Here is a 23,627-nt window from a genome sequence, read left to right as displayed (position 1 = left end):
ACCACTTTAAGGTGAATGATTAGTTTAGCTAATCTGAAACGCCCATTCACGGTACAAATATTCATTCGTCAACAAGCATTTTTACTACTACACTCGCGCTTCATTTTATATCCCTAAGGCCTATAAGACTCGAGTTTATAGACCTAAATTATAGAGCTACAGCAATGCTACTAAGTGTTTTGTATATCATTGGCATCACGGCAGAAGCCATGACCGGCGCTCTCAGTGCAGGCAAACAAAAAATGGATTGGTTTGGTGTAATGTTGGTTGCGAGCGCAACGGCAATTGGCGGCGGTACAGTACGCGATATCTTACTTGGCCATTACCCTTTAGGTTGGGTTGAAAACCCTCAGTATCTGGCCATCACCTGTATAGCAGGTGTTATTACAACCGGGTTGGCGAAATGGGTTATCAAGCTAAAAGGTTTGTTTATTCGCTTGGATGCCTTAGGCCTAATCGTATTCAGTATCATTGGTACCAAAGTAGCGATGACCATGGGTCTGCACCCGATGATTTGCATGGTATCGGCATTAGTGACAGGTGTCTTTGGTGGTTTGTTACGTGACCTTATCTGTCGTCAAACACCATTGGTGTTACATGAAGAGCTATACGCGTCTGTCGCACTTGTCGCTTCAGGTTTATACCTAGGTTTGCTTGAGCTTGGCATCAACGACGTCACGGCGACAATTGTGACGCTTGTAGTTGGTTACTTGCTGCGCATGGCGGCTGTAAGATTCAAATGGAGTTTGCCTTCGTTCCAGCTTGATCCTGAAAGTTCAGTGCATTAATGGATTAAGAGCCTTAAGCTGCTAGCTGTCTTTAATGACGATAGTCGCTAACCGGACGAATAATCCTGCTAATGTGAAAAAGGGTTACTTCATTACGAAGCAACCCTTTTTTGTTTCTACCAATTCTATTCTAAATAAAAAGAAGCAGAATTAGATTTGTGGTGTTTCAGTTGTCACACCAAAGTTTTGACCACGATGACGTAGCAAGTGGTCAAGCAGCACGATAGCCAGCATTGCTTCTGCAATAGGTACCGCACGGATGCCAACACATGGATCGTGACGACCTTTCGTGATTAGCTGCGTTGCTTCACCATCTTTCGTGATTGTGTCACCAGGTACAGTGATGCTTGATGTTGGTTTAAGCGCAATGCTTGCCACAATATCTTGACCAGTAGAGATACCACCTAAGATACCGCCAGCATGATTGCTGCTGAAACCTTCTGGAGTTAATGGGTCACGGTGTTCACTACCGCGTTGATTAACAACATCGAAGCCATCACCAATCTCAACACCTTTCACAGCGTTAATGCTCATTAGAGCGTGCGCGATGTCAGCATCTAGACGATCAAAGATTGGCTCACCAAGGCCTACTGGCACTTTAGTCGCAACCACTTGAATCTTCGCACCGATCGAGTTGCCTTCTTTTAGCAAGTCACGAATCAGTTGATCAAATTCTGGTACTTTGTCGGCATCTGGACAGAAGAAAGCGTTGTTTTCAATCTCGTTCCAATCCACTTTATCAATTGAGATATCACCCATTTGAGAAAGGTAAGCTTGGATTTCAACACCAAATTCTTGTTTTAGGTATTTCTTCGCAATTGCACCTGCAGCAACACGCATTGCAGTTTCACGAGCTGAAGAACGACCACCACCTCGGTAATCACGCACACCGTACTTTTGATGGTACGTATAGTCAGCGTGGCCAGGGCGGAACTTGTCTTTAATTTCGGAATAGTCTTTAGAGCGTTGGTCTGTATTTTCAATCAATAGACCAATAGAAGTACCCGTAGTTTGGCCTTCAAATACACCTGATAAGATTTTCACTTCATCCGCTTCACGACGAGCCGTTGTATAGCGAGAAGTGCCCGGACGACGACGGTCCAGATCTTTCTGCAGATCTTCTTCGGTAATTTCTAATCCTGGTGGGCACCCGTCTACGATACATCCTAGTGCGATACCGTGACTCTCTCCGAATGTGGTCACTCGAAAGTGTTGTCCGATACTGTTTCCTGCCATTACTTCCTCTAAATCAGCTATTGAGCAGAAGGTTTGATTCCTAAACCGACTGGCTAATAGCTTTACTTGTCTATTCTTCGTGAATTCATAGTGGCTTTATTACCAAATGATGTAAACCCCAAAAAACGAACAATTTTAACTTTCTATTACATAAGCCGAATGAAACGAATAACAGAAGAAAATGAGTCGCGCTTGAAAAGAAGTGTTTTATGATGTGTAAAATGCAAAAAACCCGACAACTCGGAGAGTTATCGGGTTTCTTTAAATAATGGCACGCCCTGAAGGATTCGAACCTTCGACCACCTCCTTAGAAGGGAGGTGCTCTATCCAGCTGAGCTAAGGGCGCGCTACAGGAACGAATTATACGAATTCGAATCAGTAAAGCAACGGCTTTATGTAACATTCTGATCTAAGTGGGTAAAAAAAGGCCAACAAACATATAAGTGTTGGAAAATAGACCAAAGCAAACGTTTGCTTGATGGTAATCAAAAAGATTTTCTGGAATAATGCGCCAAAAACATCAGCCACTAACTTGAATATCAATACTAAGGAAATTCATGACTGCTCAAAATATTGATGGAAAGCTAATTTCTCAAACGGTTCGCTCCGAAGTTGCTGCACGTGTAAAAGCTCGTACTGAAGCTGGATTACGCGCTCCGGGCCTAGCGGTTGTTTTAGTGGGTGAAGACCCTGCTTCTCAGGTTTACGTTGGAAGTAAGCGTAAAGCGTGTGAAGAAGTTGGCTTCGTATCTAAATCTTACGACTTGCCAGCCACTGCGACAGAAGACGAATTGTTAACATTGGTAGACCAACTGAACGACGATCCAGAGATCGACGGTATTCTTGTTCAACTGCCTCTACCAGCTGGCATTGATAGCACTCACGTTCTTGAGCGTATCACGCCAGAGAAAGACGTTGACGGCTTCCACCCATACAATGTCGGCCGTTTGGCTCAGCGCATGCCTAAGCTTCGCTCTTGTACGCCAAAAGGCATCATCACGCTGCTTGACCGTTACAACATCGACTTACGTGGTAAACACGCGGTTGTGGTTGGCGCATCAAACATTGTAGGTCGCCCAATGACGCTAGAACTTCTTCTAGCAGGTTGTACAACGACAACATGTCACCGCTTCACCAAAGACCTTGAAGGTCACGTGCGTCAAGCAGACGTTGTTGTAGTTGCCGTTGGTAAGCCTAACTTCATTCCTGGCGCTTGGATTAAGAAAGGCGCTGTTGTGGTCGATGTTGGTATCAACCGTTTAGAATCTGGCAAACTAGTGGGCGACGTTGAATACGACGTAGCGAAAGAAAGCGCAAGCTTCATCACACCTGTGCCGGGTGGTGTTGGCCCAATGACGGTTGCGAGCCTAATCGAGAACACCATGATCGCTTGCGAGCAATTTCACTCGAAGTAGTCCGCAGCGCATATAAATAAAATTAGAAAGCCGCAACGTGATGAACGTTGCGGCTTTTTTGATGCTTTGGTACTTAGCTATTCGTTTTTACAACGGGGTGACTCGCTTTTGATGAAGTGCTCGTTGCTACTTATCTGGAGTCTCGACTTTTTCCGTCTGTTCAGAAGGCGGTAATAAACTAATAAGCTCACACTCCGTTGATATGAGTTTTTCCAACTCAGATCCTTGTGTAATTAAACGGAAATCACCGCCAGTGATCACCCCAAGAGGAATGGCTTTAGGATACAAAGCGTTAAACTCTTTTAAATCAAATGCCTCGGTCAAACCTGTACTTTTAATTTGGCTACCCTGAGCCATCAACGAGTTAAGCTTAGAATAGGTGATCCCTTCCGAAAACAGACTTCTATTGCCATCGCGGCTCACTTGGTGCCTTTCATGTTTATTCTCTGAGGATTCAAGCTCAAACACCTTATTCTCACCAAACTCGTCTTGATAGTGCATGCTAACTAACGGGTTGGTTTGACGATAAGGCGAGACGATCATCGCACGCCCTATTCCATCCAATTCCAGATTATTTTCAGCGTGGCTCGAAGCTGGGTTACCAAAGTAAACATTCAAGTTATCCATACGAGCTAAGCGAATGCTTTCCCAGTTAGTATCAGCAAGCACACTGTTGATGTTGTGTGTGGCTAGCACCTTGGCAAATTGTCTTGCAAAGTGAGTGGCGCCAAAGAAGATAACCCCTTGCGCTTTCTCTTGAGTGACCCCTAGCCTTCTCGCCCACCAGCTCGCGGTTAAGCTCTGAATCACAACCGTACCAATAATGACTAAGAACACCATGGGCACGAGCAGATCTGCGCCTTCAATCAATTGCTTCTCTTGCAGTTTTATCGCAAACAGAGAAGAAACCGCGGCTGCTACGATCCCGCGAGGTGCCATCCAACTCAAAAACCATTTATCCGCCGAATTAAGATCCGTACCGATCCCGCTGATCCACACGCTTAACGGGCGAGCCACCAACATAACCACCGCTAGCAACCCAATACCGCCCCAACCTATCGAAAGGAAAGCCCCCGAATCGAGTCGACTGGCTAACAGAATAAACAACGCAGAAATAAGTAACACGGTCAGGGTTTCTTTGAATTCGATGATGTCTTCGATGTCCAAGCCCTTCACGTTGGCAAGCCAGATCCCCATGATGGTCACGGTTAATAAACCCGATTCTTCACTCAGATCATTAGAAAACGAGAACGCCGCCAACATTAGCGTCAGCACAGCCACATTACGTAAATAGTGCGGTACCCAATGCCCTTGCAGCATCTTGGCAATCAAATGGCCACCGATGATCCCTAAGCCTAAACCTATGACTAACGTCAGGCCCAGAGCTGACAGAACATGGCTTGTAGGATCGGCTGAAGAGACAATGTATTCGTAAACGAGAACGGCAAACAGAGCGCCAATCGGGTCAATCACTATCCCTTCCCAGCGCAAGATACTGCCTAGCGAAGATTTGGGTTGAATGCTGCGCAGCATGGGAACAATCACCGTTGGGCCAGTCACCACGACTAATGCAGCAAACAACGCCGCCAATGGCCAACTGAAATCGACAAAATAATAAGCCCCCACCACGATGCACGCCCATGTAATCAACATGCCGAAACTCACTAAGTGAGTCACCATGCGGCCATGGCCTCTGATTTCTTTGAAATTAAGAGTCAATGCACCTTCAAACAGAATGATGGCGACCCCTAATGAAATCAACGGGAACAGTACACCACCAAAAATGGCATCAGGATTAAGGATCTTTAGACCGGGACCTAATAGCAGGCCAACGATAAGCAAAGGAAGAATAGCGGGAAGACGCAAACGCCAACCAAGTAGCTGGCAAGCCAAGGACAAGAGTCCAATTAACGCCAAAGAAGAAGTGATCGACAAATCCATTTGTGCCCCTAAACATTTGTACCACACCCTGTGGTACAAACTTATTCACTGAATAAGAAAGCCTACGTTCTTACACTATAGGCTCTCTTTATCATACTAGGCGAATATTATTGTGGTTAATCAGTCACTTTACTATAGGGAGAGCAAAGCCATGATTAGTTAACTGGGTGGTTATGGCCCAGTTAGAAAATGCTTATAAGTCACCAATAATTACTTATAGAGAAAGCACCACGCCCGCAATCGCTGCGCTCATTAGGTTGGCAAGCACACCCGCACAAATTGCTTTAAAGCCGTATTGTGAGATGAAAGAGCGACGCTCTGGAACTAAGCTACCCAAACCGCCAATCAGAATTGCCATCGTAGAGATGTTGGCAAAACCACATAGTGCGAAAGTAACGATCGCTTTTGAGTGCTCACTCAGTGCGTCTTTTACGTCCATTAACTGGATGAAAGCCACAAACTCGTTCACGACAATCTTGTTACCGATCAATGAGCCCGCAACCACAGCCTCAGACCACGGCACACCGATCAGCCATGCAACAGGCGCGAACACATAACCTAGGATAAGTTCGAAGCTTAGGTTTACGCCAAACCAGCCACCAACAATACCTAACAAGCCATTCAGCATTGCTATCACACTGATAAAGGCCAAAAGTGTCGCACCCACTGCAACGGCAATACGAAGTCCAGACATAGCCCCATCTGCCATTGCCTCGACTACGTTTGTTGCTCGTGGAATTTCAACGTCAGACTCAATATTTTCTTGAGCGTCATCTGCGCTACCTGGTACCAAAATCTTGGCCATCAATAGACCAGCAGGAGCAGACATGAATGCCGCAGCGATCAGGTAGTTCAAATCAACACCAAGCGATGCATAACCGACTAGCGTGCCACCAGCTACAGAAGCCAAACCACACACCATGACGGCAAACAGTTGTGAATCCGTCATGTGCTTCAAGTAAGGCTTAACCACCAATGGCGCTTCGATCATGCCAACGAAAATGTTTGCAGTCGCAGACAGTGACTCCGCACGACCTGTGCCCAAGAACTTTTGTAGTGCGCCACCGATAAGGTTGATCACCTTTGGCATAAAGCCGATGTGGTACAAACCAGAGATCAGTGCAGAGAAAAAGATAATGATGCCTAGAACGTTAATCGCGAAAACAAATCCGTTATTCGTTAGGCCACCAAATAGGAAGTTAATCCCCTCTTGACCGTAGTTGATCAAGCTAGATACCGCACCCGTGGCTGCATTCAACGCTTCTTTACCCATTGGTACATACAGAACCAATAGCGCGAATGAGATTTGTAATAAGAAAGCCAAAGAGACTGTTCTTAGTGGAATATTTTTTCTGTCCGTAGATAGTAACCAAGCGGCAACTAAAATAGTGATAATTCCAAGTAGGGAAGCCATGTGCGTCAACCTAAAAGTTGTAGGTAGGAAAGGCGACGCATTCTATAGAGGAAATCGTTTGCGGCAAGCTGAGGTTGTTAATGTGATGTTGGGGTAATCACGATTTAACTATGAGTATAATTAAGTTATTGAATTTTAATAATTAACTTTGATTAAAAAGCGTACTTTTTCCATATGGAAATTATATTTATAGATTAGGAAACAGTTAGCGATGCAGTTCAACGCAAGTTTTGAGGTTTTTGTCCCAATACGTCGGCGACCCGATATGATCTTTAATGAACTCAATCACTGCCGAAAGCTTCTTCGGCATATTCTTTCGGCTCGGGTAAACGGCATAGAATGGCATCAGCTGACTGGCTCTCCACTCTGGCAATACTTGAATGAGCTTGCCCGTTCTAAACTCTTCTTTCACTAAGTAAGTCGCCAAATAAGCAACGCCCCACCCTGATACTGCCGCGTCTCGTACTGCCTCAGCCAAATCGACTGAGTAATCGCCCGCGACTTTGACGCTGAGGTTTTCTTGCCCGTTATCAAACGCCCACGATGTGTAATCTCGTTCACGGCTGCGATAGATAAGACAGTTATGGTCAATCAAATCGGAAGGTACATGTGGCGTCCCGGCCTTAATCAGATAATCCGGTGACGCAGCCACCACAAACTGGCTGTCTGCTAAACGCTGCGCAATGTAACCTTCAGGCAAGTCTTCATTGTTGGTGATCCAGAGATCCAATCGCTCTTCAATCATGTCCACCTTATAGTCGAACAAGTGGACCTCGATTCTCAATTGAGGATAAAGCTGTCTGAGTTGATCAATCGCCGGAATGATATGGAGTGTGCCAAATGACTGCGACAACCCGACGCGTAGTATTCCAGAGATATCATCGCGCTGGCTGTCCATATCCATCTGAGCTGCTTTCACCGTGTTAAACAGCTGCTCACAATGTTGATAGAACACGTCTCCCGCTTCAGTGAGCGTTAAGCTTCGTGTTGTCCTTTGCACCAGCTTGATGCCTATAGAGTCTTCAAGCAAAGCGACTTGCTTACTGATATGGGACACCGAAACGTTCAAGCTTTTTGCAGCACTGGTAAAGCCTTCGTGCTTGATCAGCGCATGGAATATCACCATCTGTGCAGCTCTATCTGTTAGCACAAGATCACCTTATTAAATCTCTGAAATATAAAATCAAAAAGGACTCCGAAGAGTCCTTTAGTTCGTTCTGCCTATGGTAGGCCAAATGCTATTCAAAGCGACTTAGGTCTGTTAATCAAACTTAATTCTGTCGGCTAGATGGCTTACTGCCAAAGCAAAGTAGTAAGAACGATTCCACTTCATTAACACATTGTAGTTGTTGTAAATGAGGTACGAACGTCCGGTTTCATCATCCGGCATTATCAACCAAGCTTTAATGTCTTCATCAAGCGTTGGCAGTGGGCGATCGTCATAGCGTTTAATACCGAGTTCAGACCACTCTTTTAAGTATTTCGCTTTGTCTTCGTCTCGACCTTGTAAATCGATCGACACAGTTGACGGAACATGAACCTGACGACCCCAAGTGTACTTATCATCCCAGCCTGATTGGCTAAGGTAATTGGCTGCCGAAGCAAACACATCTTCTTCAGTGCCCCAAATATCTTTCTTACCGTCGCCACTACCATCAGCGGCAAACGCTAAGAATGAGCTTGGCATAAACTGAGGTTGACCCATCGCACCAGCCCAAGAGCCTTTCATCTCTTTTGGTGCAATATGGCCTTGATCAAGAATCTTCAATGCCGCCATCGCTTCGCTACGGAAGAAAGCTTCTCGGCGTCCTTCATAAGCCATGGTAGTTAGGGCGTCGATAACGCTGTAATTGCCCGTGAACTTACCAAAATTACTCTCAACGCCCCATAGCGCGACAATGAATCTTGGTTGAACACCATATTCATCACCAATACGCTTTAACGCGGTGTAATGCTCCTTGTAGAGTGACCTTGCTTGCTTCACTTTCCAATCTGGAACCGCTCGTGGAATGTATTCATCCAGAGTCAGTTTTTTCTCAGGTTGGTTTTTGTCGGCTTTTACCGCTCTTGGCTTAAACGTTACACCATCAAAGGCTTCATCAATGATCGCTTCAGAGATGCCTTCTTCACGGCCTTGTTGTTTTAGTTTTTCTACATATTGCTCGAAGCTCAGTTCTTCAGCTTGTACTGAACTTATGGTCAGGCTATTACCCAATAGTAATGCCGACACAGCCAATATGGTTTTCGAAAATTTACTCAACGATCACTCCTCCTTGAATTGAGGTGGCTATCACTCTTCGTCTTGAGATTTCTGTTGAGCTTTACGCTCTTTATGAAGCTCAAGTTCGTTAACTGGTGGTGGCGGAACCTGTAAAAAGAAACCATCGGTATTCAGTGATTCTTTCACTTTTTCGATGTTTACTTGAGCCAGTTTACGGCCATCCATTTTAATTACCATTACAAAACTAGGTTTACCAAACATTTGCATCAATGCGTCAGGAACTTGTGAAAAATCATCCTTCTTAGGGATATAAAGGTATGTTCCTTCTTTCTTTGAGCTTTTATATATAGAACACAGCATGACAAACCTTTTAATTGATTATGACTACAAAACTCTCACTTGCGAGATCAATAGTTTATGTTAGGGAAATATTGGGAACAAAACGTCCATTTGACAACAAGATTACTTGCTGTGCTTGGTTTGGGAATATAACATGATAAACCTAGTTTCAGGCAATGCCCTTTATTTTATTGATAAAGAAATTGTACTAATCCGCTATTGAGGTCCTGTAGTTTTTCGATGTCTAGTAACCCAGATCTAAAAGGTAGCAGCTTTACGCTATCTGTTTTGCACTTATCCGATGATCAAGTCGAAAATGCAGTCTCTTTTCTTCAAGAGAAAGTAGACCAAGCACCTACGTTTTTCGCTGCCGCACCTGTTGTTATCAACATCAGTAAAGTCGCGGGCGATATCGATTTTGTGCAACTTAAAAATGGTATATCTCAAGCGGGCATGATCCCGGTTGGTGTGGCAGGCTGTTCTGATAAGCGAATGCAAAACCTCGCTAAAGAAGCCGGTTTTGCAGTGATGACGGCAAGCAAGTCGCCATCTCAAGCTCCAGCGAAAATGGCACCAATCAAAGTGATTAGAACCCCTATTCGTTCTGGTCAGCAGGTTTATGCGAAAGATGGCGATCTATTGATACTCAGCCATGTGAGTGCAGGCGCGGAAGTGATTGCCGATGGCAGCATCCATATTCATGGCACTTTACGCGGCCGTGCGATTGCAGGTGCAAGTGGTCAAACTGAAGCAAAAATAATTTGTAATGACTTACAAGCCGAGCTGGTTTCCATTGCTGGAAATTACTGGCTCAGCGATCAAATTGAAAGCGAGTACTGGCAGAAGAAAACCATGTTCAGTATGGCAAACGATGTATTACACGTTGATGTCCTCGCAATATAAGAGAAATAAAAGGAAAACAGAATGGCACGCATTATCGTTGTAACGTCAGGTAAAGGCGGGGTAGGCAAAACGACCTCCAGTGCAGCTATTGCCTCGGGTCTGGCTTTAAAAGGAAAGAAAACCGCAGTTATCGACTTTGATATCGGTCTGCGTAACCTAGATTTAATCATGGGTTGTGAGCGTCGTGTTGTGTACGACTTCGTTAATGTTATCAATGGTGAAGCGACGCTGAACCAAGCGATGATCAAAGACAAGCGCACAGAGAACCTGTTCATTCTTCCTGCTTCTCAAACTCGTGATAAAGACGCACTAACAAAAGATGGTGTTCGTCGTGTATTTGATGAACTGGATGAAATGGGCTTTGATTTCATCATCTGTGATTCTCCTGCGGGTATCGAACAAGGCGCTCTTATGGCGTTGTACTTCGCTGATGAAGCGATTGTAACCACCAACCCAGAAGTCTCTTCAGTTCGCGATTCAGACCGTATTCTAGGTATTCTTGACTCTAAATCTCGTCGTTCTGAAGACGGCTTAGAGCCAGTGAAAACACACCTTCTATTGACTCGCTACAACCCAGCACGTGTAACTCAAGGTGAGATGCTCAGTGTTGAAGACGTTGAAGAAATCCTGCACATCTCTCTACTGGGTGTAATTCCAGAGAGCCAAGCGGTACTGAACGCATCGAACAAGGGTGTTCCAGTTATCTTTGACGAAGCAACCGACGCAGGTATGGCTTACAATGATACTGTAGAGCGACTACTGGGTAGCCAAGTTGACTTCCGCTTCTTAACGGAACAGAAGAAAGGCATCTTCAAACGACTGTTCGGGGGCTAATGCACAATGTCATTATTAGAGTTTTTTAGACCACAGAAAAAGACAACCGCAAACCTAGCCAAAGAACGTTTGCAGATCATTGTTGCCGAACGACGCAGCCATGACGACCCAGCACCGTCTTACCTGCCGCAACTAAAAGAAGACATCTTGAAGTGTATTGCCAAGTACGTTGAGGTCGATCCATCAATGGTTGATCTGACTTTTGAACACAAAGATGACGACATCTCAGTGTTAGAGTTGAATGTTAAGCTTCCAGAAGAAGATCGATAATCTTTCTGAACAAGATTGGCAGGTAATACACTTGCTTGTATTGATTGAATAAAAAAGAGAGCCTAGGCTCTCTTTTTTGTATGTGCAGTTTATAACTGTAACTAAGTTAGGCTTTAAAGCAGCAAGCGGTTATTTGATCGCTTTACTCAGCTTTTCGCCAACCACATCTAAACGCCAGCCTTGCATAACATCAGGCAGCTTTTCTGGGTTACGATCGTGCTTCCACACCCAGCTTAACATTTGGTTAAGTTGCTTCTTCGATGCCAAGAATTCCGTCGCCAAACCACTGTGTTGTGATGCTGTTTTCACTTCATCTTTCAGCACTTTGAAGAGTTGCTTGTAGCCAGGGAAGTCCATTAGACGTTCTACTGGTGCTGGGTACTCTTCTTCTGGTGTATGTTCCGCTAACTTTACGATTGAGCTGATCTTCGCACCATGGCGACGCACAGAGCGGTAATCAAAACCCTCTTGCTCCATGTGCTTGGGATCTTTCATCGCAAAACGCGCCACAGCCCATAGGTCTTGTTCTTTGAAGACAAAGTTCAGCGCTAAATCGCGCTTGATTGCTTCTTTTAGACGCCAAGTTGCTAGAGGTCGTAAGATCGCTAATTGCTTAGGTTTAAGCTGCCACACCCCTTTAATATCAAGGTAGGCTGTATCTGGGTTTACTTTACGAATGCGCTTGGCAACTTGTAAATCAGACTCTTGCTGAGCCGCTTCCCACCAGCCAGCTTCCATCACTTTTTCGAGAAGCTTGTTGTACATTGGCATTAGGTAATGCACGTCTGCTGCTGCGTAGTCCAATTGTTTTTGAGAAAGCGGACGCGCTAGCCAGTCTGTGCGAGATTCACTCTTATCGAGATCGACACCGACAAACTCTGAAACCAGAGCAGCAAAGCCCGTTGATAAACCATGACCTAAGAAAGCCGCCATGATCTGTGTATCAACCATTGGTGTTGGTGTACAGCCAAATGCGTTCTGGAACACTTCCAAATCTTCACCGCACGCGTGCAGCACTTTCAATACTGATGCGTCTTTCAACAAGGTAACGAACGGTGTCATGTCATCAAGAGCAATAGGGTCAATCAGTGACAGCGTTTCACCATCAAATAACTGAATCAAGCCTAATTGAGGGTAATAGGTTCTAGTACGAACGAACTCCGTATCAAGCATAACGACATCGGCTTCACGTGCTTGTTGGCAAACTCGCTCAAGGTCTTTCAATTGGGTAATGATTTGATAATCCACAAAAACTCTCACAGGTTTCTATTTGATCGCCGGATACAAAAATGCCGACATTAACTGTCGGCATTCTAACACCATTTTTCAGCGCTCGCTTAGATTAAGCGCCTCAATGGTTTTGGTGCAGTACTTTCGCGCAAACGGGCTAATTATTCGCTAGCGCGTTTCGCAAGTTCTGCATCGTTTTCTTCACGCAGTACGCGGCGTAAGATCTTACCTACGTTAGTCTTTGGAAGATCATCTCTGAACTCGACTAATTTAGGGATTTTGTAACCCGTTAAGTGCTCACGACAGTGCGCGATAATGTCTTCTTTGGTCAGGCTAGGGTCACGCTTCACAACGTAGATCTTAACCAATTCACCAGACACTTCATGAGGTTGACCGATAGCTGCTACTTCAAGCACTTTACCATGCAGAGCCACAACGTCTTCAATCTCGTTCGGGTAGACGTTGAAGCCTGATACAAGAATCATGTCCTTCTTACGGTCAACGATGTACAACAAGCCTTCGTCATCAAACTTAACGATGTCACCTGTCGATAACCAACCGTCTTGATCGATCACTTCTTTGGTCGCTTCAGGGCGCTGCCAGTAACCTTGCATCACTTGAGGGCCACGAACTTGTAGCTCGCCTACTTGGTCATTAGCAATAACCTTACCTTCATCATCAACAATACGAACTTCTGTCGATGGTACTGGTAGGCCGATAGCACCTGTGTAGTCTTTCAGGTCGTATGGGTTACCCGTTACCAGTGGTGAACACTCAGTTAAGCCATAGCCTTCCAATAGGTGAATGCCTGTCGCTTTCTTCCATTGCTCAGCAACAGCGCGTTGAACCGCCATGCCGCCGCCAACAGATAGGCGTAGGTTACTGAAATCCAACTCGTGGAAATCTTCGTTATTAACTAGCGCATTAAACAAGGTGTTTACGCCGGTAATTGCGGTAAACGGAACCTTTTGCAGCTCTTTAATAAAGCCAGGAATGTCACGAGGGTTAGTAATTAGAAGGTTACGACCACCCATCTCAACAAACAGTAAGCAGTTCACCGTCAGTGCAAATACGTGGTAAAGCGGTAATGCCGTTACAACCAACTCGCGGCCTTCTTGCAGAACAGGACCGTAAGCCCCTTTCGCTTGAAGTACGTTCGCAATCATATTGCGGTGCGTTAGGATTGCGCCCTTCGCTACACCTGTTGTACCACCAGTGTACTGTAGGAACGCGATGTCATCACCCGCCATGAACGGTTTCACATATTGAAGACGACGACCTTTGTGCAGCGCTTTTCTGAATGAGATAGCACCCGGCAGATCATACTTAGGCACCATGCCTTTTACGTATTTCACTACAAAGTCGACAATTGTCCCTTTCGCGCGTGGCAGCATTTGCCCTAGGCTAGTTAGAACAACGTGTTTAACCGGCGTGTTATCAACGACTTTCTCTAGCGTGCTCGCAAAGTTAGATACGATAACAATCGCCTTTGCACCAGAATCGTTCAGTTGATGTTCAAGCTCACGAGGTGTGTACAGTGGGTTGACGTTCACTGCAATCATACCTGCACGCAATACACCAAATAGTGCAATTGGGTATTGCAGTAGGTTTGGCATCATTAGCGCGACGCGATCGCCCTTCTTCAGTTTCAAGTCATTCTGTAGGTAAGCGGCAAAAGCACGGCTGCGCTCTTCAAGCTTACGGAATGTCATAATCGAGCCCATGTTCTCGAATGCAGGTTGGTCCGCGTACTTCTGTACCGACTGTTCAAACATTTCTACAAGAGATGGGTACTGATCTGGATTGATCGTTTCTGGTACGTCACTTGGATAACGTGAAAGCCAAGGTTTATCCACGATGTTACTCCTCGTTTATCAGCTGACGACTGCTTCGCCGCTTTTTATCATTGCGGTATTACAGCACAGCTTTAGTGCATGAGCACTAAAAGGCTCAAACACTTGTTTAAATTTTGTTAACTACACCAAGAATTAGCTCTGAAACTAACTCTGGGCTCTCTAAATGACAATGATGTCCACCAGGAACAGTCTCTATATGCAGAGGACTATGCACTGATTTGTAGCGATTATGCTGCAAATGTCGGAATCCACCATTCCCTAGGATTATTAATTGAGGGCATTCAATAGCCGCCATAATCGCTTCAGCGTGCGCCTGTGACATTCGATATAACGAGTCACATTTTAGATTAGGGTCGCATCGCCATTGCCAAGAGTTCTCGAACTCGACAATACCTCGCTCAACAATAGGAGCGATTAATTCAGCATTAATTTGGTTGGCGTGAGCTCTCAGCTTAATAGCATCCTCAAGGCTTGCCAAAGGACGTGAAGGCTTTCTTCGCTGTCGAAGACGACTGAGTACCCCATCCCTCAAGCGAGAGACTGTTTCGTGGGGAGCTTCAGAAAGAGGTCCGTGACCTTCAATTTGAATTAATCCTGACACCTTTTCAGGAAAGGCGGCACTATAGCAACTTGCTATCAATGCACCAAGTGAATGTCCTACCAGTACCAGTCTGTTTGGCGATAATTTAGTCACCAACTGATGCAAGTCATCAATATAATCATGAAATGGGTAGTAACTTCCCGATTTGTGCGACGAGAAGCCGTGTCCGAAGAGATCGATAGCAACAAGGTGAGCATTGGGCGCAAACTTGGCGACTTGCTGCATAACCTGGTTAAAACTGGACGAATTGTCCAACCACCCATGAATAAAAACGACCGTCGTTGCGGTCGTTTGTGGGTTGCCAATCTGTTGTGTTGCAAGCGTCCCGCTCGCGAGGGAGTATGACTTTTCAATCATCAAACACTTAGTTCCATCTGTTTGCGCAATCAACGTCTAAAAAGTTAATTACTCTACGTCCTGTATCACTCGACCTTGTCTTGGCATCGTTTGAAAACTGCGACAATGTAAACTTCTGCACGAGTAGTAGGTTGGTGCAAAATCATTAACAACAACGCGCTCAGTAATGTTCCACAGTCGTTGGTTGTCCACTTTCATTACAGGGAAGGTGTAAGGGTATTCCCCTATTTTTCCATCTTCACTCCCGCTTGACTGACCAACCAAAGTAATCAGACGACCTTCTGCAAAGCTTAGAGGCTCAACGTACCCTTCAATATAACCAACAAAACGTCCGCTTGGCTCTGCGTCTAGATCTGGCTTACCGCTACTCGAAATCGGCATATTAGCGACTTCGATTCGAGTCTTATCTTTCAAGTTGGTCACTTTAGAGATAACGCCACCCAATCGAACACTTTTCGCCTCCGGTAGTTGGTCGACCCACTGTTGGTAATCACTAATTACAGGCTCTGATTTTGCTTCAAGTTCGCTAGGAAGTGATGAACACCCGGCAAGTACCAAGACACCAAGAGAAAGGGCTATTAAGCGTAATTTAGAGAGATAATTTGACATGGTTCTGGTCCTTAAACAGGCATTAATAAGAAGCTCTAGATGTAGATATCGACACCGATAAGCTTTGCAAGTTCTTCTTTCTTCGCCTGATTCATTACATCCATATACTCTTCCATAGCCTTACGTCCTCGGCCTTCTGGAAGATCATACTGGATTTGAGCCTTGTGTAGTTCAGACTCTTTAACTTGACGAATAGAGTGAGAAACAGCATTAGCGACCTTAGTCGGTTGCCCAACCGCAGTGCTAGCATCAGATTTTTTTGCCTGCTCCTTCTTTTTAATTCGATTCGGCTTAGACGTGCTGCCTATCGAAGAAGGAGGTAAGTTGTTAATTGATACCATGACTAAATATCTGCCCTCTCAAATCTAAATAATACGCATTTAGACCTAATTTGCATCAGAACCTTGTAAAAATTATTCGCGACCTGGCAGTTTCTTCCAAGTCACTTTGTCACGAAGATAAACTGGCTCAGATTCTTCTGCTGCAACCGCTTTACCTTCTGCGTAAGCAAATTGAGCAAGGAACGCCATATCTTGAGCTTCTGGGAATAGCACTTCACACGCTTTGGTGTTGATCGCAAGTGTATCCATATGCTCGGCATAAGCTTCCCAGCCGGTACCGACTTTCGCCCATATTTCAGAATCTGCTTCTAACTGCGCAGCCAGTTCACTTGGTGGCGTTACACATTCGGCATCAACCGCAGTCCAACGACCATCTTGTTCGCGGCTGTAACGAGCCCAGTACACTTCGCTCATACGCGCATCAATCGCTGTTGCTACATGAGTTTCACCAAATTTACGGTAGCTGCCTTGCGCCATCGCTGCCAGTGTAGAGACACCAATCATTGGTAAATCCGCACCAAAAGCCAAGCCCTGAGCAATACCAATACCAATACGCACACCCGTGAAACTGCCTGGGCCTTGGCCAAACGCGATAGCATCGATATCGGTTAAAGCGACATTCGCTTCTTTCAGTACTTCATCCACCATAGGTAGAATTTTCTTCGTATGGTCTCGAGGAGCCTCTTCGCTACGTGCGAACACCTGGTCACCAATTACTAATGCAACTGAACAGTTTTCAGTTGCGGTATCTACTGCAAGAATTTTCGCGCTCATTTGTGTCTCAAATATTCGTTATCTAATCTAAAAATAATGGCTAAACTCAACAATGCCAATTACTCAGCAGCGGTTGAATGGTCTTTAGCTAAGAATTCTTTAATGACCCCTAAGTCACGTGTACGAGGGATAGGCGGTAAACTCGCCAAAAATATGCCACCGTAATCGCGAGTCACCAATCGGTTATCGCAAATAATCAAAGCACCATTATCGCGCTTGTCACGTATCAATCGGCCGACACCTTGTTTCAAGGTAATCACAGCGTCTGGCAACTGTACTTGTGCAAAAGGATCACCCCCTTTTAGCTTACAGTCCTCGATTCGAGCCTTAAGTAAAGGGTCATCAGGGGCTGTAAAGGGCAATTTATCGATGATAACACAGCTTAATGCGTCGCCCCTAACATCTATCCCCTCCCAGAAAGCACCTGTAGCCACCAGCAATGCGTTACCTAATTCCATGAATTCGGCTAAGGTTTTTTGCTTACTTGTCTCACCTTGCAATAGAACGGGAACCGAGAGGGTTTCACGGAATCGCTCCCCCAACTCTTTCATCATGCTGTGTGAAGTACACAAGAAGAAACAGCGGCCTTGGTTTTGCTCAATCACAGGAGTCAGCATTCTTACTAGCTTATCCGCGAGACCGGGGCTATTCGGTTCTGGAAGATAACGAGGCACACACAAGCGCGCTTGATTCGGATAATCAAACGGGCTCGGCAGTGAAAACTGTGCCGACGGTTTTAACCCTAATCGAGAAGTAAAGTGTTCGAAATCATCCGACACCGCCAAGGTTGCTGAGGTAAACACCCATGCGCCCGGCTTCAGCTCAATCTGTTCGTGGAATTTATCGGCGACAGAAAGCGGTGTGATATGCAGAGCAAAGTGGCGCGGTGTAGTGTCATACCAATACGAATAGCCAGTGATCGACACATCGCACACACGTTCGATACGCGACTTAATCATATTTGCGCGTTCGAAAGCGGTATCTAACAGCTGGCTTCGCCCAAGTGCTAACTTCAATACATCAACAGCAAGTTGCAGAGCATCTTGCAAACGAACTAACTCGCGTGCAATCGACTCGGATTTCAAAGCTTCGCGCCAGTTACCACGAAAGCCGGTATCACCAAGCACAATACGCAGATCGGCTGACGATTGAACGAGCCTATCCCCTACTTTCTGTAGCTGACGCATGTCTTTGGCTTCAGTTCGGTAAGCAATTTCAATGTCTTTGGCTAACTCTTGGATCTGTCGACTGGAAACCGATTGTCCGAAGTACTGGCTGGCGATGTCAGGAAGTTGATGTGCTTCATCGAAAATAAACACGTCAGCTTCAGGTATCAATTCGCCAAATCCGGTTTCTTTGATCGCCAAATCAGCTAGGAAAAGGTGGTGGTTTACGACCACCACATCGGAATCCATCGCTTTTTTACGCGCTTTAAGCACAAAGCAATCGGTATAGCTTGGGCACTCTTTACCCAAGCAATTATCATTGGTCGAGGTAATGGTTGGAATAACCGGGCTGTCTTCAGCGATATCATCACAATCGCCTAAATCACCCGTTTGAGTGGATGACGACCAACTACGAACTTTGACTAACTGAGCCAGCAGCGTTGGATCGGTATGAGCACCATGACTCTCGATCATTTGGCGGCTGAGTCTGTCCAAACACAAATAGTTTGAACGTCCTTTGAGCAACGCAACTTGACCATAAAAGCCAAGCGCATCGACCATCAAGGGTAAATCTCGGTGAAACAGCTGTTCTTGAAGGTTTTTAGACCCCGTACTAATGATGGTTTTCTTGCCACTAAGCAGCGCAGGCACTAGGTAAGCAAACGTCTTACCAGTACCTGTTCCAGCCTCAACAACCAACTGGCTTTGATTTTCAATAGCTTGTGAAACCGCTTCAGCCATGTCTAACTGAGCTTGTCTTGGTTGAAACCCAGGGATAGCTTTGCCCAGAGCGCCATCAGCAGAAAACGTTTTAGATATCATAGAGTACGAAGTTTAGAAAAAGAGAAGGAGAATTATGGCAGGTTTAGTGAGCCGGCGCGAATCAAGAATGACTTCGCACCGGAGGTGTTTGGTTTGGCTTGACGTGGCTTAAGTTACCTTGAAGGTAAGAATTGAAGAAGTAGGAATTAGAGAATCGTTTTTATTTTCGACTGAGATAACGTGATAGCCAAGGAGCACCTTCAAAATGGTTATCACCAGGCTGTATGGCTTTCGCTGCATCGGTTGGTGAGGTCTTACTTTCCCACATTTCATCTAGAACATGACCATCTAATTCGGTACCTCTCGCCAATGAATTCACTCGCTTGCAGTACAGTTTTTTGGCTAGTAACTCTTTATCCATAAGTATCACCTCTATTTTTGGCCAAGGCGTAAATGCCTCGGTTGAAGTTCAAATGCGTACTACGGTCAAAACTTTTAAAAATGAAGCTTCTGCCTGTTTTTCTATCTAAAAACTGATATTTCTATATCAAACAATTTATCAAAGCGATAAATGAGCAGCAGAATTTGTTGAAACCAACTTGATAATAGATTAATTATAACGGTGATATTGCGGCTCAGTTCACCGTTCGACGGCCTGCATTAAATTTGAAGAATCCCTATTTCATATAATAAGTGCAACATTTCATGGAAGTAAGATGCAAATGGAAAGAAAAACTTTACTAACACATTGTACTGATGCCCCGGGCCTCATCTCTAAGATCACCAATATTTGTTATAAGCACCAACTCAATATTATTCACAACAATGAGTTCGTAGATAACACAAGTGGCCACTTCTTTATGCGCACCGAGCTGGAAGGCTATTTCAATGATGAAACCTTGCTTGCCGATTTAGACCAAGCCCTGCCACCAAATACGAAACGTAAGCTTGTTGATTCGTCTCGCAAGCGTGTTGTGATACTCGTGACCAAGGAAGCACACTGCCTTGGCGACATTCTAATGAAGAACTTCGATGGCAGCTTAGACGTTGAAATTGCGGCCGTTGTCGGTAACTACGACATTCTACAAAGCCTAACCGAGCGTTTTGACATCCCTTACCACCATGTTTCTCACGAAGGGCTAAACCGTGAAGAACATGAGAAGAAGATGCTAGAAGTGATTGACCAGTACGACGCGGATTACCTTGTTTTGGCTAAGTACATGCGAGTGCTGACACCAGGTTTTGTTGAAAAATACCACCACAAGATCATCAATATCCACCACAGCTTCTTGCCAGCATTTATTGGCGCGAAGCCATACCAACAAGCGTATGAGCGCGGCGTGAAGATCATTGGCGCAACGGCACACTTTGTGACGAATGATTTGGATGAAGGTCCAATCATCAAGCAAGATGTTATCCCTGTGGATCACAACTTCAGCGCGAAAGACATGGCACAAGCCGGTCGTGACGTAGAGAAGAATGTATTAAGTAAGGCGTTAAACAAGGTGATCAATGATCATGTGTTTGTTTACGGCAACAAGACTGTAATTCTGTAAATCGGATATTCGATTTCCGGTAAGACTTCCAGTTAGAACCCAATAAAAAACGCGCAATAGGGAAAGCCCATCGCGCGTTTTTTGTATCTGATGATCAGACTCGCTTTGAGAGATTCCCGACTACGCTCCTTCGTCGCTATCGGGAATGACGAACTCGGTGATGAACCTTCGAGCTATAGGCTCTAACATACGCTCTCGAACGCTCAGTCTGTCACAATCCAAAGATAGACTCTGGAAAATTTCATCGAACACCCCGTCATTCCGACGAGCCAAGGCGAGATCAGGAATCTCTTTCCTAGCAACTCTCTATTCAAATTAAGCCTGTTCTGATTCCACAATCTTCTTCAAAGAGTGTGGATGCAGCTTGATGCAAATCCCTTGATGTTTAAAAGCCACTGTTGGGTTATTCAAGCGTTCACCCTCGCCTTTCGGGCTAGAGAGTTTGATCTTAACGCCTTGCTCACCCAGCGTTTCAAAGTTAGCAGCGAACTGCGGGTAAGTTTCTTTAAGATCCGCTAGATACTCATCAGCTGTTTGGGCATGAGAAGGAATCACAAACTCTACATGTTCCCAATCTTGGCTTGGGTAAATCTTACCTTCTGCTGGATATGGCAGCTCCAAACATTCAATTTTCCAGCCAAGGCTTTGCAAGGGTTCATCGAAAGCCAACACCACAATTGGACGACCATTAATCATCGCCTCAGAAATCGTAGAGCCGTACTCAGACCACGCTTGATGGGCAGATTTCGCTAGCTCAGTGTCATTGATTCGCAGCGCAATATGATCCGCTTGAGCAAAGCTTAAATCCAAACCTAATGTATTTCCTAGGCTCTCGATTTTTGCCATAAAAGTATCAAGGCGGGCGATCATTTGTTGTGGTTCTAGTTCAGCTTGCTTCAGGCTCATCATCATTGTCTGTGTTCTCCAAATAATGGCTGCATGTTATCAGTTTTGCCTTTTGCAACAAGCGTTGCTTTTACAAAAAACACTCAATAACTATGTTCTTTTCGCTCCTTAAACATGCAAACGCGTCTTGCTAAAAGTCGATTGTCAAAAACCACTCAGGAAATGTTAATTTTCTATCAATTCGACCTATAAGAAACCGCACAAAATTGGTATGATTACCGCCATTTCTGTGAACTTAAACAGAGTCTGCTGCTGATTTTGGCATTAAATCGTTAACTAGAAGCATAATTAACCAATTTAATGACCAAGAATTAACGGCCACTCTTATCATCCTTGAATTGAAGGAAACGCGTGTGAATATCCAAGCACTTATTAATGACAAAGTATCTCAGGCTCTAGAAGCCGCTGGCGCACCTGCAGGCTCTCCTGCTGCTGTTCGTCAATCTGCAAAACCACAGTTTGGTGACTACCAAGCAAACGGCGTTATGGGCGTTGCTAAACGACTAGGCACTAACCCACGAGAATTTGCTCAAAAAGTATTGGACGTTCTAAACCTAGACGGTATCGCGTCTAAAGTTGAAATCGCAGGTCCGGGTTTCCTAAACATCTTCCTAGATGAAGCTTTCCTAGCCAAACAAGCAGACGCAGCATTGGCTGACTCTCGCCTTGGTGTTGCCGTTGCTGAAACGCAAACTATTGTTGCGGATTACTCTGCGCCAAACGTTGCTAAAGAAATGCACGTTGGTCACCTACGTTCAACTATCATCGGTGATGCAGTAGTTCGTACTCTAGAATTTCTAGGCCACAACGTTATCCGCGCTAACCACATCGGTGACTGGGGTACTCAATTCGGTATGCTTATCGCAAACCTTGAGCGCGTTCAGGCTGAGTCTGGTGAAGTTTCAATGGAACTTGCTGACCTTGAAGGCTTCTACCGTGAATCTAAAAAGCTCTACGATGAAGACGAAGAGTTCGCAGTTAAAGCACGTGGCTACGTTGTTAAACTGCAAAGCGGCGACGAGTTCTGCGCAGAGATGTGGAAGAAGCTTGTTGACGTAACAATGATTCAAAACCAACGCAACTACGATCGTCTAAACGTGTCTCTAACACGTGATGACGTAATGGGCGAAAGCATGTACAACCACATGCTTCCAACTATTGTTGCGGATCTGAAAGAGCAAGGTCTTGCTAAAGAAGATGACGGCGCACAAGTTGTATTCCTAGACGAATACAAAAACAAAGATGGTGACCCAATGGGCGTTATCATCCAGAAACGCGACGGCGGCTTCCTTTACACAACAACCGACATTGCTTGTGCAAAATACCGTTTTGAAGAACTAGGCGCAGACCGCGTTCTTTACTTCATCGACTCACGTCAACACCAGCACCTAATGCAAGCTTGGACTATCGTTCGTAAAGCAGGTTACATCCCAGAATCTGTTTCTCTTGAGCACCACGCATTCGGCATGATGCTAGGTAAAGACGGCAAACCATTCAAGACTCGTGCAGGCGGTACTGTTCGTCTTGCTGATCTTCTTGATGAAGCCGAAGTTCGTGCAGCGCAGCTAATCGAATCTAAGAACCCAGAACTAGCAGAAGACGAGAAGAAAGCGATCGCGAACACTGTTGCTATGGCAGCGGTTAAGTACGCAGACCTTTCTAAGCACCGCACTACTGACTACGTGTTCGATTGGGACAACATGCTTGCATTCGAAGGCAACACAGCACCATACATGCAGTACGCATACACTCGTGTTGCTTCAATCTTTGCTAAAGCTGGCATTTCTATGGACTCGCTTGAAGGTGAAATCAAAATCACTGAAGAGAAAGAGAAAGCGCTTATCGCGAAACTTCTACAGTTTGAAGAAGCAGTACAGTCTGTTGCTCGTGAAGGTCAACCACACATCATGTGTAGCTACCTATTCGAACTAGCTGGTCAATTCTCTAGCTTCTACGAAGCTTGCCCTATCCTAGTTGCTGAAGACAAAGCTGTTAAGCAGAGCCGTCTGAAGCTTGCTGCACTAACAGCGAAGACGATCAAGCAAGGTCTATCGCTTCTAGGTATCGACACTCTAGAGCGCATGTAAGCGATTCGAGATTCGAGATTC

General features: G+C 45.2%; 22 protein-coding genes and 1 tRNA gene. 7 read left to right on the top strand and 16 right to left on the bottom strand.

Annotated features, from left to right (window positions below):
- Positions 1-164: 164 nt before the first annotated feature.
- Positions 165-788, top strand: coding sequence for a trimeric intracellular cation channel family protein (locus AB4133_RS00470; RefSeq protein ID WP_017062358.1), 624 nt, complete (start codon positions 165-167; stop codon positions 786-788).
- A gap of 150 nt (positions 789-938) precedes the next feature.
- Here the strand turns inward: AB4133_RS00470 and aroC are convergent, their stop codons facing one another.
- Both aroC and AB4133_RS00460 read right to left on the bottom strand, forming a co-directional pair.
- Positions 939-2,024: a chorismate synthase gene (gene aroC, locus AB4133_RS00465; protein ID WP_029235357.1), complete on the bottom strand. Its 1,086-nt coding sequence runs from the start codon at positions 2,022-2,024 to the stop codon at positions 939-941.
- A 269-nt stretch (positions 2,025-2,293) separates the two neighbouring features.
- Positions 2,294-2,370: transfer RNA gene (locus AB4133_RS00460), tRNA-Arg, on the bottom strand.
- A gap of 211 nt (positions 2,371-2,581) precedes the next feature.
- Between AB4133_RS00460 and folD the strand changes: the two genes are divergently transcribed.
- Complete coding sequence (gene folD / locus AB4133_RS00455; RefSeq protein WP_017062367.1) at positions 2,582-3,439, top strand: bifunctional methylenetetrahydrofolate dehydrogenase/methenyltetrahydrofolate cyclohydrolase FolD; 858 nt, start codon at positions 2,582-2,584, stop codon at positions 3,437-3,439.
- Between the two features lie 126 nt (positions 3,440-3,565).
- Here the strand turns inward: folD and AB4133_RS00450 are convergent, their stop codons facing one another.
- The 5 genes from AB4133_RS00450 to AB4133_RS00430 form a co-directional block, all read right to left on the bottom strand.
- A complete protein-coding gene (locus tag AB4133_RS00450) occupies positions 3,566-5,380 on the bottom strand; it encodes a cation:proton antiporter (protein WP_372223770.1) in 1,815 nt (604 codons plus the stop codon).
- A 214-nt stretch (positions 5,381-5,594) separates the two neighbouring features.
- On the bottom strand, positions 5,595-6,794 hold the full coding sequence (locus AB4133_RS00445; RefSeq protein ID WP_372223768.1) for a NupC/NupG family nucleoside CNT transporter: 1,200 nt from the start codon (positions 6,792-6,794) through the stop codon (positions 5,595-5,597).
- A 205-nt stretch (positions 6,795-6,999) separates the two neighbouring features.
- Positions 7,000-7,920 carry a LysR family transcriptional regulator gene (locus tag AB4133_RS00440; RefSeq protein ID WP_017063421.1) on the bottom strand — a complete coding sequence of 307 codons (921 nt, stop codon included), beginning with the start codon at positions 7,918-7,920 and terminating at the stop codon, positions 7,000-7,002.
- A 135-nt stretch (positions 7,921-8,055) separates the two neighbouring features.
- Positions 8,056-9,054 carry a lytic transglycosylase domain-containing protein gene (locus tag AB4133_RS00435; protein WP_372223767.1) on the bottom strand — a complete coding sequence of 333 codons (999 nt, stop codon included), beginning with the start codon at positions 9,052-9,054 and terminating at the stop codon, positions 8,056-8,058.
- A 30-nt stretch (positions 9,055-9,084) separates the two neighbouring features.
- A complete protein-coding gene (locus AB4133_RS00430) occupies positions 9,085-9,375 on the bottom strand; it encodes a YcgL domain-containing protein (RefSeq protein ID WP_017062372.1) in 291 nt (96 codons plus the stop codon).
- Between the two features lie 219 nt (positions 9,376-9,594).
- On the opposite strand from AB4133_RS00430, the gene minC reads away from it, so the two are divergent.
- Genes minC through minE form a run of 3 tightly spaced genes read left to right on the top strand, consistent with a single transcriptional unit; the run spans position 9,595 to position 11,361 of the window.
- Positions 9,595-10,257: a septum site-determining protein MinC gene (gene minC, locus AB4133_RS00425; RefSeq protein WP_017063419.1), complete on the top strand. Its 663-nt coding sequence runs from the start codon at positions 9,595-9,597 to the stop codon at positions 10,255-10,257.
- Positions 10,258-10,278: 21 nt separating this feature from the next.
- Positions 10,279-11,091: a septum site-determining protein MinD gene (gene minD, locus AB4133_RS00420; RefSeq protein WP_009848498.1), complete on the top strand. Its 813-nt coding sequence runs from the start codon at positions 10,279-10,281 to the stop codon at positions 11,089-11,091.
- Positions 11,092-11,097: 6 nt separating this feature from the next.
- Positions 11,098-11,361, top strand: a complete 264-nt coding sequence (gene minE, locus AB4133_RS00415; protein WP_010436847.1) for a cell division topological specificity factor MinE — start codon at positions 11,098-11,100, stop codon at positions 11,359-11,361.
- Positions 11,362-11,490: 129 nt separating this feature from the next.
- Here the strand turns inward: minE and rnd are convergent, their stop codons facing one another.
- The 8 genes from rnd to AB4133_RS00375 all read right to left on the bottom strand — a co-directional run bounded on the left by rnd (position 11,491) and on the right by AB4133_RS00375 (position 19,478).
- Complete coding sequence (rnd, locus tag AB4133_RS00410; protein ID WP_372223766.1) at positions 11,491-12,609, bottom strand: ribonuclease D; 1,119 nt, start codon at positions 12,607-12,609, stop codon at positions 11,491-11,493.
- 143 nt (positions 12,610-12,752) lie between these two features.
- Positions 12,753-14,447, bottom strand: a complete 1,695-nt coding sequence (fadD, locus tag AB4133_RS00405) for a long-chain-fatty-acid--CoA ligase FadD (RefSeq protein ID WP_017062375.1) — start codon at positions 14,445-14,447, stop codon at positions 12,753-12,755.
- A gap of 106 nt (positions 14,448-14,553) precedes the next feature.
- A complete protein-coding gene (locus tag AB4133_RS00400; protein ID WP_057622320.1) occupies positions 14,554-15,405 on the bottom strand; it encodes an alpha/beta fold hydrolase in 852 nt (283 codons plus the stop codon).
- A gap of 48 nt (positions 15,406-15,453) precedes the next feature.
- Entirely contained in the window at positions 15,454-16,014 is a 561-nt protein-coding gene (locus tag AB4133_RS00395) for a Slp family lipoprotein (RefSeq protein WP_017070299.1), read from the bottom strand.
- A 35-nt stretch (positions 16,015-16,049) separates the two neighbouring features.
- Positions 16,050-16,355, bottom strand: a complete 306-nt coding sequence (locus AB4133_RS00390) for a hypothetical protein (RefSeq protein WP_017062378.1) — start codon at positions 16,353-16,355, stop codon at positions 16,050-16,052.
- 72 nt (positions 16,356-16,427) lie between these two features.
- On the bottom strand, positions 16,428-17,129 hold the full coding sequence (gene tsaB, locus AB4133_RS00385; protein ID WP_017062379.1) for a tRNA (adenosine(37)-N6)-threonylcarbamoyltransferase complex dimerization subunit type 1 TsaB: 702 nt from the start codon (positions 17,127-17,129) through the stop codon (positions 16,428-16,430).
- A 59-nt stretch (positions 17,130-17,188) separates the two neighbouring features.
- On the bottom strand, positions 17,189-19,117 hold the full coding sequence (locus tag AB4133_RS00380) for an ATP-dependent DNA helicase (RefSeq protein WP_017063417.1): 1,929 nt from the start codon (positions 19,115-19,117) through the stop codon (positions 17,189-17,191).
- Between the two features lie 160 nt (positions 19,118-19,277).
- Positions 19,278-19,478: a hypothetical protein gene (locus AB4133_RS00375; protein WP_017062381.1), complete on the bottom strand. Its 201-nt coding sequence runs from the start codon at positions 19,476-19,478 to the stop codon at positions 19,278-19,280.
- Between the two features lie 301 nt (positions 19,479-19,779).
- Here AB4133_RS00375 and purU point away from each other — a divergent pair, with 301 nt between their 5' ends.
- A complete protein-coding gene (gene purU, locus AB4133_RS00370; RefSeq protein ID WP_372153227.1) occupies positions 19,780-20,613 on the top strand; it encodes a formyltetrahydrofolate deformylase in 834 nt (277 codons plus the stop codon).
- A gap of 315 nt (positions 20,614-20,928) precedes the next feature.
- Here the strand turns inward: purU and AB4133_RS00365 are convergent, their stop codons facing one another.
- Complete coding sequence (locus tag AB4133_RS00365; RefSeq protein ID WP_102398069.1) at positions 20,929-21,525, bottom strand: VOC family protein; 597 nt, start codon at positions 21,523-21,525, stop codon at positions 20,929-20,931.
- A gap of 347 nt (positions 21,526-21,872) precedes the next feature.
- On the opposite strand from AB4133_RS00365, the gene argS reads away from it, so the two are divergent.
- The gene (argS, locus tag AB4133_RS00360) at positions 21,873-23,606 is read left to right on the top strand and encodes an arginine--tRNA ligase (RefSeq protein WP_372223765.1); all 1,734 of its coding nucleotides are present in this window, start codon (positions 21,873-21,875) and stop codon (positions 23,604-23,606) included.
- Positions 23,607-23,627 lie beyond the last annotated feature (21 nt).

It is taken from the genome of Vibrio sp. 10N.286.52.F8 (genome assembly GCF_041468745.1).
Lineage (GTDB): Bacteria > Pseudomonadota > Gammaproteobacteria > Enterobacterales > Vibrionaceae > Vibrio > Vibrio crassostreae_C.
The sequence above is the reverse complement of the archived record's forward strand: the minus strand, read 5'-3'. Positions and strand labels throughout refer to the sequence as shown.